The sequence below is a fragment of the Burkholderia sp. 567 genome (assembly GCF_040545115.1).
Lineage (GTDB): Bacteria > Pseudomonadota > Gammaproteobacteria > Burkholderiales > Burkholderiaceae > Burkholderia > Burkholderia ambifaria.
The window spans coordinates 1,122,358-1,136,837 of the sequence record NZ_JBEPLG010000001.1 but is presented as its reverse complement, the minus strand read 5'-3'; the positions used below and the strand labels follow the sequence as shown (position 1 = coordinate 1,136,837).

Here is a 14,480-nt window from a genome sequence, read left to right as displayed (position 1 = left end):
CGGCCCGGATTCTTGAGGGCGGCGGCCGCGACGGGGCGGCGTTACTTCGTCACGAGATCCACCGGCGTCTCGACCACACCGGTCATGTCGGCCTGCTTGCGATGCTCGGCAATCGCCTTGAGCGCCGTGTCGATGCCGAATACGGCCTGCTTCGCCGCGTACTGGTCGGCGGTCGCGAGCACGCGGCCGTCCTTCAGCATCGGCTTGATCGCGTTGATGTTGTCGTAGCCGACCACGAACACCTTGCCCTGCTTGCCCGCGGCCCGCACCGCCGACACCGCGCCGATCGCCATGTTGTCGTTGCCGCACAGCAGCGCGCGCAGGTTCGGATATTCGTTGAGCATCGCGGACGCGACCGCGTTGCCCTTGTCGATCTCCCATTCGCCCGACTGCACCGACACGACCTTCATCCCGCCCGCCTTCATCGCATCCTGGAAGCCGGCCGTGCGCTGCTGCGCGTTGGTCGTCGTCGACACGCCTTCGAGGATGCCGACCTGGTCGCCCGCCTTCAGCCGCTTCGCGAGGTAGTCGCCGATCTTGCGCGCGCCCTTGCGGTTGTCGGGGCCGACGAACGGCACGTTCAGGTTCTTCGACTTCAGCACGTCGGGGTCGAGCCGGTTGTCGATGTTCACGACGATGATGCCCGCGTCGACCGCCTTCTTCACGACCGGCACGAGCGCCTTCGAATCGGCCGGCGCGAGCACGATCGCGTCGACCTTCGACACGATCATCTGCTCGACGATGCGGATCTGGTTCGCGGTGTCGGTCTCGTCCTTGATGCCGTTCGTGATCAGGTCGAACTGGCCGGCGTTGTGCTTCTGGTATTCCTTCGCGCCGGTTTCCATCGTCAGGAAGAACTCGTTGGCGAGCGACTTCATCACGAGCGCGACCTTCGGCTTGGCCCCCGCTTGCGCGTGGACGGCCGGTGCGGCGGCGACCGCGACGGCGGCAAGCGCGGCAGTCAGGAAACGACGGCGAAAGAGGACATTCATACACATCTCCTGGCGACTGGCCCGTGGGGCCGATTGTTGTCTGGTTGTTGTTTTAATGCGAGCAAACGTTTGCGCCCAATTACCCGGGCAGTGGCCATCGATGCTGCTTGTCGGTACCAAGGAATGGAAGCAGGCAGACGGCCGACTGCCTGGCGCGCTGTCGTCGACACGCCACCGCCGGCGGGAAGCCGGCGGAGTGAAAGCTATGCTGTACCGTTTCGGTTCGACGCGCAACCCGTCTGACCAATATTTAAGGGTTTATTCGGAGCACGCTGCGACGCTTGCAGATTGCGGCGCGTTACATCGAATTCGATGGTGGCGCTTCGTTGCGATCGTGGACGAAATAGAGAAACCGTTTTCGGATTCAATGATCGGCCTTCGTCGGATCAGGCTTGTGCGTCGGCTTTGGTTTGCGTTTTCCACGTGTGCGCTGTTCCGGTTTCATTCGGCGCGATGCGATGCGAGGCGTTGCGTTGCGCTCGCCGCGGCAGGCTCGAGTCGGGCGCGGCGCCGGCCGCGCAGCGCAGCGCGCTGGCGACGCGGGTTGTCGATCCGCGTTCCGGTGCATTAAATCGTATCTTTGTGAAAAAATGCGCGTCGCTGGAGAAGTCGACGCGAGGCATGCGAATGTGCCGTCTTGTTGTTCTGTTTGATCGGCACATACGTGACGGTGGCCGCGCGTGGCAGGGCGGATCGTCACCGACGACGTCGATCGCCGGTTCGACGCGTCAGCTCAGCTCGCCATGACATGACGACGCGAAACCGTCGCCATGTCAGCCATCGCGCAGCACATCCGGCGGGTGCTTGCCGCGCCCCCCGGAACATCGCCCCGCCGTCAGACCGTTTCGCGCAGCTGCGCGGCGATTTCCGCTTCGTTCAGCTGCGGCGCGAACATCTCGATCAGCCGGTACGCATACGCGCGCAGGAACGCGCCCTTGCGCAGCCCGACGCGCGTCGTGCTCGCCTCGAACAGGTGCTGCGTGTCGAGCGCGACGAGGCCCGTGTCGCGCTGCGGATCGAAGGCCATCGCCGCGACGACGCCGATCCCCATCCCGAGCTCGACGTAGGTCTTGATCACGTCCGCGTCGATCGCGGTCAGCACGACGTCGGGCACCGCGCCGGCCTGCGTGAACGCCTGGTCGATGTGCGAGCGGCCCGTGAAGTCCTGGTCGTACGTGATGATCGGATACTCGGCGATTTCGTCGAGCGTCAGGTTCTCGCGGCCGACGAGCGGATGCCCCTTCGGCACGACGACCGTGTGGTGCCACGAATAGCACGGGAACGTCACGATGTCCGGATAGCGGTCGAGCGCCTCGGTCGAGATGCCGAGATCGGCTTCGCCGTTCAGGATCATCTGCGCGATCTGCTGCGGGCTGCCCTGGCGCAGCGCGAGATGCACCTTCGGGAACACGTCGGTGAACTGCCGGATCACCTTCGGCAGTGCGTAGCGCGCCTGCGTGTGCGTGGTCGCGACGACGAGGTGGCCGCTGTCCTGGTCCGCGAACTGGCGCGCGACGCGGCGCAGGTTCTCGGCGTCGAGCAGCATCCGCTCGATCAGCTGGTGCACGGCCTTGCCGGGCTCCGTGAGCCCCGTGAGCCGCTTGCCGCGCCGGATGAAGATGTCGACGCCCAGTTCGTCCTCGAGATCCTTGATCTGCTTCGACACGCCCGACTGCGACGTGTACAGCACGTTCGCGACTTCCGTCAGGTTCATGTTCTGCCGCACGGCTTCGCGCACGAAACGCAATTGCTGAAAATTCATGGGTATGCCTCTTAGGCTGTCGTTGTTCGAATGTCGCTCCGGAGCGGTATCCGCCCTCTTCTCTTTACCGGGCTCGGCGTCAGTGTGCGGGAAATACCCGGACCGCGCGCGGCACGGCCGTCGCACCGTCGCCGACCTGCAGCGCGAGCGCACGCCACGCGTCGCGATCAAGTTCCGCTTCGAGTGCGCCGCCCGTGCGCGCCTCGAGTTCGACCCGCACCGAGCCGCCGAGCGGGATCACGCGGCGCACGTCCACCGCGATGCCGTCGCGATGACCGTCGCCGGCCGGCCACAGCTGCAGATCGTGCGGCCGCACGTACGCGTTCGCGGGGCCCGCGAAATCGGCATCGACCGCGATCGGCGCCGCCGCGCCCTCGGCGACGAAGCCACGGCCGGCGACCGTGCCCGGCAGGCGGTTCGCCGCGCCGAGGAACTCGTAGACGAACGCGCTTTGCGGATGATCGTAGACGTCCTGCGGGCTGCCGACCTGCTCCACGTGCCCGCGGTTCAGCACGACGATCCGGTCGGCCACTTCCAGCGCCTCTTCCTGGTCGTGCGTGACGAAGATCGTCGAGATGTGCAGGTCGTCGTGCAGGCGCCGCAGCCAGCTACGCAGTTCCTTGCGCACCTTTGCGTCGAGCGCGCCGAACGGCTCGTCGAGCAGCAGCACCTTCGGCTCGACCGCGAGCGCGCGGGCGAGCGCGATCCGCTGGCGCTGGCCGCCCGACAGCTCGGACGGATAGCGCTGCGCGAGCCAGTCGAGCTGCACGAGCTTCAGCAGCTCGTGCACCTTGTCGCGGATCACGGCTTCCGACGGCCGCTCGCGGCGCGGCTTCACGCGCAGCCCGAACGCGACGTTCTCGAATACGGTCATGTGGCGAAACAGCGCGTAATGCTGGAACACGAAGCCGACCTGGCGATCGCGCGCGCCGACCGACGCGACGTCGAGCCCCTGCAGCACGACCTGGCCGGCGTCCGCGTGCTCGAGGCCCGCGATCACGCGCAGCAGCGTGGTCTTGCCGCAGCCGGACGGCCCGAGCAGCGCGACGAGCTCGCCCGCGGGGAAGTCGAGCGACACGTTGTCGAGCGCGGTGAAATCGCCGAAGCGCTTCTGAAGGTGACGGACGGTGATACCCATTCTGGTTGCCTCTTTACGATTTCGACGAAATGGCGGCGACGGGGCCGGCATGAGCGGGAACGTCATCGCGTGCGCCGGCCAGTTCGGCGGCGAGATGACGCTCGGCGAGCAGCTTCAGCGCGAGCGTGACGAGCGCGAGCAGCGCCAGCACCGACGCCACCGCGAACGCCGCCGCGAAGTTGTATTCGTTGTACAGGATCTCGACGTGCAGCGGCATCGTGTCGGTGACGCCGCGAATGTGGCCGGACACGACCGACACCGCACCGAACTCGCCCATCGCGCGCGCATTGCACAGGATCACGCCGTACAGCAGGCCCCACTTCACGTTCGGCAGCGTCACGCGCCGGAAGATCTGCCAGCCCGACGCGCCGAGCACGCGCGCGGCCTCTTCCTCGTCGGTGCCCTGCGCCTGCATCAGCGGGATCAGCTCGCGCGCGACGAACGGGAACGTGACGAAGATCGTCGCGAGCACGATGCCCGGCACCGCGAAGATGATCTGCACGTCGTGGTTCTGCAGCCACGGCCCGAGCCAGCCCTGCGCGCCGAACAGCAGCACGTAGACGAGGCCCGAGATCACCGGCGACACGGAGAACGGCAGGTCGATCAGCGTGGTCAGCAACGCCTTGCCGCGGAATTCGAACTTCGCGATCGCCCACGACGCGCACACGCCGAACACGAGGTTCAGCGGCACCGCGATCACGGCGACCGTCAGCGTCAGCTTGATCGCCGACCATGCGTCCGGATCGGCGAGCGATTCGAGATAGAAGCCGACGCCCTTGCGCAGCGCCTCGAAGAACACCGCGGCGAGCGGCACGACGAGGAAGAACGCGAGGAACGCCAGCGCGATGCCCGTGAGCAGCCAGCGCACGACGCGCGACTCGCTGACGGGGTCGGGCCGTTTCGCGGCGCGCGCGCGCGCGGCGGACGGATTGTTCAGCACGGCACTGGACTCCTGGCTCATTGCTGGCCTCCCTGGACGGTCGCGGCAATGGTTGCGCTCGCCGGCGCGGGGCCGCTCGCCCCCTTGCTCGTACGACGCTGCAGATACCACTGCAGCGTGTTGATCAGGAGCAGCATCAGGAACGACACGACCAGCATCACGACCGCCAGCGCGGTCGCGCCCGCATAGTCGTACTGCTCGAGCTTCGTGATGATCAGGAGCGACGTGATCTCGGATTTCATCGGCACGTTGCCGGCGATGAAGATCACCGACCCGTATTCGCCGAGCGCGCGCGCGAACGCCAGCGCGAAGCCGGTGAGCAGCGCCGGCAGCACGGCCGGCAACACGACGCGGCGGAACGTCAGCCAGCGCGATGCGCCGAGGCACGCGGCGGCCTCCTCCTGCTCGCGCTCGAAATCCTCGAGCACGGGCTGCACGGTGCGCACGACGAACGGCAGCCCGATGAAGGTCAGCGCCACCAGCACGCCGATGGGCGTGAACGCGATCTTGATGCCGAACGGCGCGAGATACTGGCCGACCCAGCCGTTGGTCGCATAGACGGCTGCAAGCGAAATGCCCGCGACCGAGGTCGGCAACGCGAACGGCAGGTCGACGATCGCGTCGACGAGGCGCTTGAGCGGGAACCGGTAGCGCACCAGCACCCACGCGACGAGAAAGCCGAACACGGCGTTGATCAATGCGCCGCCGAGGGCGGCGGAAAACGTCAGCCGGTACGACGCGAGTACGCGCGGCGACGTGACGGCGGTGACGAACTGGTCCCACGACAAAGTCGCGGTCTTCAGGAACGTGGCGGCGAGCGGGATCAGCACCACGAGGCTCAAATAGGCCACCGTGATGCCGAGCGTCACGCCGAAGCCGGGCAGCGCGCTCGGCTTGCGAAAGGTGTACGTCGTCATCGGATGCTCTTGCTGGGTCGATGCTGCTCATGGGTCCGACGCAAACGCCGGCGCGGGGAATCGCGCCGGCGGCCGTCGGGGATGCGGCGCGCTATCGTGGCGCGCCGCTGTCGTTATGGGTTTGCTGCGTGGTGTTACTGTTCGCGTTACTGCGGCTTGTAGATCGAGTCGAACACGCCGCCGTCCGCGAAATGCGTCTTCTGCGCATTCGTCCAGCCGCCGAACGTGTCGTCGACCGTGTACAGCTTCAGCTTCGGGAACTGCTTCGTCAGCTCCCCCGGCACGTTCTTCGAGCGCGGACGGTAGTAGTTGCGCGCGGCGATCTCCTGGCCCTGCGGGCTGTACAGGAAATTCAGGTAGGCCTCCGCCAGCTTGCGCGTGCCCTTCTTGTCGACCACCTTGTCGACCACCGCGACGGGCGGCTCGGCCAGGATGCTCACCGACGGCACGACGATCTCGAACTTGTCGGTGCCGAATTCCTTGATCGACAGGAACGCCTCGTTCTCCCACGCGATCAGCACGTCGCCGATCCCGCGCTGCACGAAGCTCGTCGTCGCGCCACGCGCGCCCGAATCGAGCACGCCTGCATTCTTGTAGAGCTTCGTCACGAATTCCTTCGCGCCCTGCTCGTTACCGCCCGGCTTGTGCACGGCATACGACCATGCGGCCAGGTAGTTCCAGCGCGCACCGCCTGAGGTCTTCGGGTTCGGCGTGACGATCGAGATGCCCGGCTTGGTCAGGTCGTCCCAGTCCTTGATCCCTTTTGGGTTGCCCTTGCGCACGAGGAACACGATCGTCGACGTGTACGGCGATGCGTTGTCCGGCAGGCGCTTTTGCCAGTCCTTGTTCACCAGCCCCTTGTTGGCGAGCGCGTCGATGTCGTAGGCGAGCGCCAGCGTGACGACGTCGGCCTGCAGGCCGTCGAGCACCGAGCGCGCCTGCGCGCCCGAGCCGCCGTGCGACTGCTTGAAGTTGACCGTCTCGCCCGTCTTCGCCTTCCACGCCTTGCCGAACGCCTGGTTGAAGTCCTGATACAGCTCGCGCGTCGGGTCGTACGACACGTTCAGGAAGGTCGTATCGGCCTGCGCATGCGTGACGACGCCCAGCGCCGCCGCCGCGCCCAGCGCGAGTGTCGCGATCAGGCGGCCCGCTCCGCCCACCAGCCCCGTATTGCGCTTCGCCATCCTTGGTTCTCCAGTGTTGTCGATGTTGCGATGTCGGGCCAGTCTAGCGAACGGGTTACATGATTAAAAATAATCGTTCTTCATTTTTTAATACTCAAAAGTGCTAACGCAGACTGGGCGGACGGTTGCGGCAGACAAACCGGCGTCCGGACGTCGCGAAATCGCGGCGGAATCGGCGCGATCGCGTCGAACCTCAAGTAACACTTGAAATTCGCGAAGTACTGTATAAAAATACAGCTCACTGTCTATCCATACAGTTAAGCCATGACCAAACTCACCGCACGTCAGCAGCAAGTGTTCGACTTGATCCGCCGGGCGATCGAGCGCTCCGGTTTCCCGCCCACGCGCGCCGAGATCGCGGCCGAGCTGGGTTTCAGCTCGCCGAACGCGGCCGAGGAACACCTCCGGGCGCTCGCGCGCAAGGGCGTGATCGAGCTGGCCGCCGGCGCGTCGCGCGGCATTCGCCTGCTCGGCATCGACGATGCGCCGCACCAGTTCACGCTGCCGCACGCCGGGCTGATGCAGCTGTCGCTGCCGCTCGTCGGCCGGGTGGCGGCCGGTAGCCCGATCCTCGCGCAGGAGCACATCTCGCAGCATTACGCATGCGATCCCGCGCTGTTCACGAGCAAGCCCGACTACCTGCTGAAGGTGCGCGGCCTGTCGATGCGCGACGCCGGCATTCTCGACGGCGACCTCCTCGCCGTGCAGAAGCGCACGGAAGCGAAGGACGGCCAGATCATCGTCGCGCGTCTGGGCGACGACGTCACGGTCAAGCGCCTGATGCGCCGGCCCGGCGGCCTCGAGCTGATCGCGGAGAACCCGGATTACGAAAACATCTTCGTCAAGGCCGGCAGCGCGGAATTCGCGCTGGAAGGCATCGCCGTCGGGCTGATCCGCTCGGGCGAACTCTGACAATCGGTCTCGCTGAGGAGAACACCATGGAACGCCTTTCCCGTTTGCTGCCTTTCCGTCAATTCGGTCGCCTGCGTCATCTGCGCGGCCGCACGCCCTGCGCGCCGCTGTCCGCCGCGGCGCCCGTGGTGAGCCAAGAAGTCGCAGTTGAACGGCAGGCGTCGCTGCTGCCGTCGGCGCTTCCCGCATTCGCGCGGGTCTCGCTGAATGCCGGCCTGAATCACGCGGAACCGGCGCGCCGTGCGCCCGTGCGCGTCTATCACGGTCGGTCGCGGCTGATCATGGTGGGGACGATCGATGCCGTGTGCCGGATGATCGATCGCTGCATCGCCGAGGAACGATCGTCCACGCACGGCGGTCTCTGATTGCGGAACCTGTTCGCACCGGAGGCATCGTGACTGGATCTTCGGGCCGCGCGTGGCGGCTCAAGCCCCTGCTGATCGTCGTGCTGGCCGTCGCCGTCCTGGCGGCGCTCGGCTATGCATACGCGTCGCCGTACGTCGCGCTAGGTCGCCTGAAATCGGCGATCGACGCGCGCGATTCGCAGGCGGTCAGCGAATATGTCGACTTTCCGTCGTTGCGCATCAGCCTGAAGCAGCAGGTCACGGAAGAGTTGATGCGCCGGATCGACGCGGTGAAGAAGGACAATCCGTTCGCGGTGATTGGCGCGCTGATCGGATCGGCGTTGATCGGCCCGCTGGTCGATGCGTATGCGACACCGGAAGGGGTGGCGGCGCTGATGAGCGGCATCCCGCCGCGCGGTAATCCGGGCGAGCGGCCACCCGACTGGTCGGGCCCGCCGTCAGGCAGTGCGCCCGGCAACGCACCGGCCGCGCCGCCGGCCAATCCGGCTAGCGCACCCGTGCCGGGCAGCAATGCCACCGCGTCGGCTGCATCCGGGCCGGCGCCCGCACCCACGCCCGCACCCGCACCCGCCCCGGCGAGCCCGACCGACGCGGGTCATCCGCAGCAAACGAGTGCCGGCTACCGGAATATCGATGAATTCGTCGTGACCTACCAGCGCAGCGCCGACGGCACGCGCTATGCGGCGGTCTTCCGCCGCTTCGGCCTGTTCTCGTGGAAGCTGTCCGCGATCGACCTGCACGCCTGAGCAATCGCAGTCGTCACGGTCGTGCTCGATGCCGCCGATGCGGCACTGCGCGCGACCGCGCCTGAATCGCAGGCCATCCGGCCGTTCACGCGATTGCTGCGTTACTTGCCGTTCGAGATGGCCGCTTCGCGTTCGCGCGCGATCTCGGCCTTTTGCTCTTCGGCCGACGAACACGCGACCAGAATGCTGCAGTTCACGCGATCGAGCAATTGCGTGTTGCCCGACCCCATCCACCATCTCGACAACCCGCTGCGGCACCGATGGCCGACGACGACGAGGTCGGCCTTCAACTCCGTCGCGAGATTCGCGATTTCGTCGATCGGATAGCCGAACGCGAAATGGCCTTCCGCCTGAACGCCGCGCTCGCGCAGCCAGTTCACGCCTTCCTGCAGGATCTCGCGCGCGGTTTCCTCGAAGCGGCCGCACGCGACGTCGGTCAGCAACCCGGCGCTTTGCGCGATGCTCGAGCGCATGTCGACGACCGACAGCAAATGCGTTTCCGCCTTCAGGTCCAGCGCGAGGTTGGCACCGCACCGCAATGCCTTGCGCCCCTCGAGCGTGCCGTCGTAGCACAGCAGAATCTTGTTGTAGCTAGCCATGAAACCTCCCTATCGCGACTACGTGCACTATGCACTCATCATGGTGCGCCGCAATTGAGGACGCAAGGGATGGAAAACGCTGATTCGCCACGCGGGCCGCGCCGGCGATGATGCGGTGCACGATCCGTGCGCCGACGCACCATGCCGCACCGGCATGCGCTGAAGAGACGCAGCCGATGCACTAGAATGGCCCGTTCGTACCCTCGACGTGCGTTCGCCCCGGTCATGCCCATGTGACACGCATTCGCCCGATCCGTTCGCCGGCCCGCATGCCCAGCCGGCCGGCCGCGAAACGCGTCCGCGCCCGCTTACAACGACAACCTGCCCATGTCCGTTGCACCGATCGATTTCCGGAACGTTGAAAAGCGCTATGGCGACAAGCTCGTCGTCAACGACCTCTCCTTCCACGTGCAGGCCGGCGAATGCTACGGCCTGCTCGGGCCGAACGGCGCCGGCAAGACCACGACGCTGAAGATGCTGCTCGGCCTCGTGTATCCCGATGCCGGCGCCATTTCACTGTGCGGCGAACCCGTTCCGACGCGCGCCCGGCATGCGCGCCGGCGCGTCGGTGTCGTCCCGCAGTTCGACAACCTCGATCCGGACTTCACGGTCCGCGAAAACCTGCTGGTGTTCAGCCGCTATTTCGGGATGTCGGCGCAGGCTGCACGCGCGCTCGTGCAGCCGCTGCTCGAATTCGCGAAACTGGAAAACAAGGCCGATGCCAAGGTGGGCGAGCTGTCGGGTGGGATGAAGCGGCGTCTGACACTCGCCCGCGCGCTCGTCAACGATCCCGACGTGCTGGTGCTCGACGAACCGACCACAGGCCTCGATCCGCAGGCGCGCCACCTGATGTGGGAGCGGTTGCGCTCGCTGCTGGCGCGCGGCAAGACGATCCTGATCACCACGCATTTCATGGAAGAAGCCGAACGCCTGTGCGACCGGCTGTGCGTGATCGAGGAAGGCCGCAAGATCGCCGAAGGCGCGCCGCATGCGCTGATCGAGTCCGAGATCGGCTGCGACGTGATCGAGATCTACGGGCCCGAGCCGGTCGCGTTGCGCGACGAGCTGGCGCCGTTCGCGAAGCACACCGAGATCAGCGGCGAAACGCTGTTCTGCTACGTGACCGATCCCGAGCCGCTCAGTGCGCGACTCAAGGGACGCACGGGGTTGCGCTATCTGCATCGCCCGGCCAATCTGGAAGACGTGTTCCTGCGGCTCACGGGCCGCGAAATGCAGGACTGATCGATCATGGACGCACGCAACTATTCCGCCGCGGCACCGTCCGCGCCGCCCCGCGAGTCACGCTTCGCGATGGCACTGCCCGCGAACGCGACCAACTGGATCGCCGTGTGGCGACGCAACTACCTCGTGTGGCGCAAGCTCGCGCTCGCATCCATGTTCGGCAATCTCGCCGATCCGATGATCTACCTGTTCGGGCTGGGATTCGGGCTCGGCCTGATGCTCGGCCACGTCGACGGCGTGTCGTATATCGCGTTCCTCGCCGCCGGCACGGTCGGTTCGAGCGTGATGATGTCCGCGAGCTTCGAGTCGATGTATTCGGGCTTCTCGCGGATGCACGTGCAGCGCACCTGGGAAGCGATCATGCACACGCCGCTCTCGCTGGGCGACATCGTGCTCGGCGAGATTGTCTGGGGTGCGAGCAAGGCGCTGTTGTCGGGCGTCGCGATCATGCTCGTCGCGGGCCTGCTCGGCTATGCGCACTTTCCGTCGATGCTCGCGGCGCTGCCCGTGATCGCGCTCGCCGGCCTCGCGTTCGCGAGCACCGCGATGATCGTCACGGCGCTCGCGCCGTCTTACGACTTCTTCATGTTCTATCAGACGCTCGTGCTGACGCCGATGCTGCTGCTGTCGGGCGTGTTCTTCCCGCTCACGCAGTTGCCGCCGATCGCGCAGCGCGCGGCGCACGTGCTGCCGCTCGCGAACGCGGTCGAACTGATCCGGCCCGCGATGCTCGGCCGGCCGGCGACGGACGTCGGCCTGCATCTCGCGGTGCTCGCCGGCTATGCGATCGGCGGGTTCCTCGTCTGCGCGTGGCTGTTCCGGCGGCGGATGATGCGCTGACGGCCGGCGCATCCGGCGCCGGCCCGATGCGAAGACTTTGAGACGCCATTCGGACGACGTTATTCGTCGTCATCGCTCCACGGAATTTCGACGTCGGTCAGGAATGCGACGGTCGCCAGCGGGCCGCCTTCCTGGCGACCGAGCTTGCCGTCCGCCCGATGCCATTCGACGCGGAATTGGGTACCCGGATCGTCGGCGATCAGATAGACCGCACGCAGCTCTTCCGCGTCGGCTTCGGCGACCGGGCCGTCGAACGACACCAGCATCTTCTGCGGCCACAGGCCGTTCACCGGATCGTAAATGCGGTCGCCCTGCGGAATCTCGATGCTGGCCTCGACGCCGATCGTGGCGGAGGCCTCGATGATCATCGTGCCGAGCGCGTTCAGCACGGCAGTCGCCCGCGCGGAATTGGCCTGGCGGATCGCGAGATCGCCGCGCGTCAGCGCCTTTTCGAGTCGAGGATGAATCTTCGGTTGGGTCATGCGTTTTCCTGTTTGCTTCTTGTAAAGGGCGCCGCACGTGCGAAGCGGCGGCGCCGGATGAATACGACGATCACGCGGCGGGATCGGTCAGCGCGCGGCGCGGCGGCCATCCCGCAGGGCCGGTCGCCGGCTGCCCGGCGCTTGTTCGCGCCGGCTGGCCGTCCCGTGCGCGTTCGTCAGAACCCGAACGCGATCGCGAGCAGCCCGCTCGCGATCCCGAACACGACCACGAGGGCCGTGACGATCGCCAGCATGTACGGCTTGAACGAACGCGCGAGCATCGCGAGCGACGGCACGCTGATCGGCGGCAGCGTCATCAGCAGCGCGGCGGCCGGGCCGACGCCCATGCCGAGCGACAGCATCGCCTGGATGATCGGCACCTCGCCGGCCGTCGGGATCACGAACAACGTGCCCGCGACCGCGAACGCGATGATCCAGCCGAGATGGTTGCCGATGTCCGGGCCGATATGCGGGAACAGCCACGCGCGCGCCGCGCCGAGCAGCAGCACGAGCACGATGTATTCGGGCACGAGCCGCACGGCCATCCGCACGAGCAGCTTGATCCAGCGGACGAACGGATTGCCGGCCGCGGCCTGCCCGGCCACCAGCGCGGCGAGTTGCGCGTCGTCGATGCTGCGGTCCTCGGGACGCGCGATGCGGTTCAGCAGATAGCCGATCCCGAACACCATCGCGATGCCGAGCACGAGCCGCAGCGCGCTCCAGTGCCAGCCGAGCACGAAGCCCATGAACACCAGCGCGGCCGGATTCAGCACCGTGTTGCCGAGCCAGAACGCGACCGCGCCGCCCGGCGACGCGTGCCGCGCGCGCAGGCCGGCGACGACCGGCGCCGCGCAGCACGTGCACATCATGCCGGGCAGCGACAGCAGGCCGCCCGCGGCGACACTGCCGAAGCCGGTACGACCGAGCACGCGTGCGACCCAGTGCGCGGGCAGCAGCGCCTGCACGGCCGAACCGAGCAACAGGCCGAGCACCATCGCCTGCCAGATCGCCTTGCCGTATGCCCATGCGTAGTCGAGCGCCGCCTTCAGCGACGGCTCGGGCGCGCTCGCCGACGTGCCCATCAGGATCGACTGGCCGATCGAATGATGCTCGGCGGCGACGAATGCCTTGTTGTAGTACGGGAACCATTTCACGTAGAACAGTCCCGCGACTGCGATCAGCAGGAAGGTCATCCAGCCGAGCGCCGGATTGGGTTGGGTGCGTGTGGTCGTCATCGTGTGGTGGTCGATTGGTTTGTGTGGGTGTCGGATCCTGCTGCGTTGCCGGCGACGGGCGACGCCGGAAGCCCGGCGCGCGCGAGCGCGTCGAGCAGCGCACGCGCCTGCTGGCGCACGTCGGCCGCATTCGGCCGGAACGTGAACGTCAGCACGCGGTTCGATTTGGCGTACGACGATCGATAGGTGCGTGCATACGCAGGATCGTAATGCTTGTCGATCAGCGTGCCGAACAGTTCGGCGCGCGCGTTCGCGTCCATCAGTGCGTTCCAGCGCGCGACCTCCTCCCGGCTGTGCAGGCCAATCAGGCGATGCAGCTGCGCCTTGAACGCGGCCGGGTCGTCGAACAGGTGGGCGTAGTCCTCGAGCAGGAACGCGATGCGTTCGTCATGCGCGGCCTCGACCTGCACCCACGGCCCCGCGCGAAACGCGTCCATCAACGCGAGCGGCAACTGCACGAGCCCGATCTTGCGGCTTTCCGATTCGACGAAGACGGGCCATGCGGGGTCGAAACGCTCCAGCGTGCCGACGAGGCCCGAATCGAACGACTTCTGCGCGGGCTGCGGCACACCCGGCAATGCGCCGAGCAGCGAGCCGCGGTGGCAGGCGAGCGCCTCGAGGTCGAGCGTCTGCGCCCCTTCGTCGCGCAGCGCGTTCAGGAGCCGCGTCTTGCCGCAGCCCGTATGGCCGACGAGCGCGATGTAGCGGAACCGCGTGGGCAGCGTGTCGAGCGTCGCGCACACCGAGCGGCGGTATGACTTGTAGCCGCCGTCGAGCTGCCGCGCCTGCCAGCCGATCAGGTTGAACCAGGTCGTCATCGAGCCCGAGCGCTTGCCGCCGCGCCAGCAGTAGATCAGCGGCCGCCAGTTGCGCGGACGGTCGGCGAACGTGGTGTCGAGATGGCGCGCGATGTTGCGTGCGACCATCGCCGCGCCGACGCGCGTCGCTTCGTACGGCGACACCTGACGGTACATCGTGCCGACGATCACGCGTTCCTCGTTGCTGAGCACGGGTGCGTTCAGCGCGCCGGGAATATGATCCTCGGCGAACTCGAGCGGCGTACGCACGTCGATGATCTCGTCGAACTCGCCAGCGCGATCGAGGGTGACAATCAGGTTCTTCAATT

General features: G+C 66.7%; 16 protein-coding genes. 5 read left to right on the top strand and 11 right to left on the bottom strand.

The window, feature by feature from the left end; translation table 11 throughout:
• Positions 1 to 41 precede the first annotated feature (41 nt).
• From ABIC50_RS05330 to ABIC50_RS05300, 7 genes are all read right to left on the bottom strand, one after another.
• Complete coding sequence (locus ABIC50_RS05330; protein WP_011656795.1) at positions 42 to 992, bottom strand: sugar ABC transporter substrate-binding protein; 951 nt, start codon at positions 990 to 992, stop codon at positions 42 to 44.
• A gap of 386 nt (positions 993 to 1,378) precedes the next feature.
• Positions 1,379 to 1,615 carry a hypothetical protein gene (locus ABIC50_RS05325; protein WP_354162063.1) on the bottom strand — a complete coding sequence of 79 codons (237 nt, stop codon included), beginning with the start codon at positions 1,613 to 1,615 and terminating at the stop codon, positions 1,379 to 1,381.
• A 212-nt stretch (positions 1,616 to 1,827) separates the two neighbouring features.
• Positions 1,828 to 2,754 carry a CysB family HTH-type transcriptional regulator gene (locus ABIC50_RS05320; protein WP_006755334.1) on the bottom strand — a complete coding sequence of 309 codons (927 nt, stop codon included), beginning with the start codon at positions 2,752 to 2,754 and terminating at the stop codon, positions 1,828 to 1,830.
• Positions 2,755 to 2,833: 79 nt separating this feature from the next.
• Positions 2,834 to 3,892, bottom strand: a complete 1,059-nt coding sequence (locus ABIC50_RS05315) for a sulfate/molybdate ABC transporter ATP-binding protein (protein WP_011656793.1) — start codon at positions 3,890 to 3,892, stop codon at positions 2,834 to 2,836.
• A gap of 13 nt (positions 3,893 to 3,905) precedes the next feature.
• A complete protein-coding gene (gene cysW, locus ABIC50_RS05310; protein WP_012363820.1) occupies positions 3,906 to 4,853 on the bottom strand; it encodes a sulfate ABC transporter permease subunit CysW in 948 nt (315 codons plus the stop codon).
• A complete protein-coding gene (gene cysT, locus ABIC50_RS05305; protein ID WP_354162061.1) occupies positions 4,850 to 5,749 on the bottom strand; it encodes a sulfate ABC transporter permease subunit CysT in 900 nt (299 codons plus the stop codon). Before cysT ends, cysW begins: the two co-directional genes overlap by 4 nt.
• A gap of 146 nt (positions 5,750 to 5,895) precedes the next feature.
• Positions 5,896 to 6,933: a sulfate ABC transporter substrate-binding protein gene (locus tag ABIC50_RS05300; RefSeq protein ID WP_354162058.1), complete on the bottom strand. Its 1,038-nt coding sequence runs from the start codon at positions 6,931 to 6,933 to the stop codon at positions 5,896 to 5,898.
• Positions 6,934 to 7,197: 264 nt separating this feature from the next.
• On the opposite strand from ABIC50_RS05300, the gene lexA reads away from it, so the two are divergent.
• From lexA to ABIC50_RS05280, 3 genes are read left to right on the top strand one after another with little or no spacing between them, the layout of a single operon-like run.
• Positions 7,198 to 7,845 (top strand): transcriptional repressor LexA, encoded by a 648-nt coding sequence (gene lexA / locus ABIC50_RS05290; protein ID WP_006754655.1) that lies wholly within the window; start codon positions 7,198 to 7,200, stop codon positions 7,843 to 7,845.
• A gap of 26 nt (positions 7,846 to 7,871) precedes the next feature.
• Positions 7,872 to 8,210, top strand: coding sequence for a hypothetical protein (locus ABIC50_RS05285; protein WP_006754654.1), 339 nt, complete (start codon positions 7,872 to 7,874; stop codon positions 8,208 to 8,210).
• Positions 8,211 to 8,239: 29 nt separating this feature from the next.
• Positions 8,240 to 8,956, top strand: coding sequence for a DUF2939 domain-containing protein (locus tag ABIC50_RS05280; RefSeq protein ID WP_354162053.1), 717 nt, complete (start codon positions 8,240 to 8,242; stop codon positions 8,954 to 8,956).
• A gap of 101 nt (positions 8,957 to 9,057) precedes the next feature.
• On the opposite strand, the gene ABIC50_RS05275 is transcribed toward ABIC50_RS05280, so the two are convergent.
• Positions 9,058 to 9,555: a universal stress protein gene (locus ABIC50_RS05275; RefSeq protein WP_011656788.1), complete on the bottom strand. Its 498-nt coding sequence runs from the start codon at positions 9,553 to 9,555 to the stop codon at positions 9,058 to 9,060.
• Positions 9,556 to 9,882: 327 nt separating this feature from the next.
• Here ABIC50_RS05275 and nodI point away from each other — a divergent pair, with 327 nt between their 5' ends.
• Together nodI and ABIC50_RS05265 are read left to right on the top strand one after the other, a co-directional pair.
• Positions 9,883 to 10,797 carry a nodulation factor ABC transporter ATP-binding protein NodI gene (nodI, locus tag ABIC50_RS05270; protein ID WP_012363817.1) on the top strand — a complete coding sequence of 305 codons (915 nt, stop codon included), beginning with the start codon at positions 9,883 to 9,885 and terminating at the stop codon, positions 10,795 to 10,797.
• 6 nt (positions 10,798 to 10,803) lie between these two features.
• Positions 10,804 to 11,637 carry an ABC transporter permease gene (locus tag ABIC50_RS05265; protein ID WP_175665149.1) on the top strand — a complete coding sequence of 278 codons (834 nt, stop codon included), beginning with the start codon at positions 10,804 to 10,806 and terminating at the stop codon, positions 11,635 to 11,637.
• 59 nt (positions 11,638 to 11,696) lie between these two features.
• Here ABIC50_RS05265 and ABIC50_RS05260 read toward each other — a convergent pair whose 3' ends face one another.
• The 3 genes from ABIC50_RS05260 to mnmH form a co-directional block, all read right to left on the bottom strand.
• On the bottom strand, positions 11,697 to 12,119 hold the full coding sequence (locus ABIC50_RS05260; protein ID WP_006754649.1) for a hypothetical protein: 423 nt from the start codon (positions 12,117 to 12,119) through the stop codon (positions 11,697 to 11,699).
• A 176-nt stretch (positions 12,120 to 12,295) separates the two neighbouring features.
• The gene (locus ABIC50_RS05255) at positions 12,296 to 13,354 is read right to left on the bottom strand and encodes a permease (protein ID WP_175735626.1); all 1,059 of its coding nucleotides are present in this window, start codon (positions 13,352 to 13,354) and stop codon (positions 12,296 to 12,298) included.
• Entirely contained in the window at positions 13,351 to 14,478 is a 1,128-nt protein-coding gene (gene mnmH, locus ABIC50_RS05250) for a tRNA 2-selenouridine(34) synthase MnmH (RefSeq protein WP_354162050.1), read from the bottom strand. The genes ABIC50_RS05255 and mnmH overlap by 4 nt, the downstream gene beginning before the upstream one ends.
• Positions 14,479 to 14,480 lie beyond the last annotated feature (2 nt).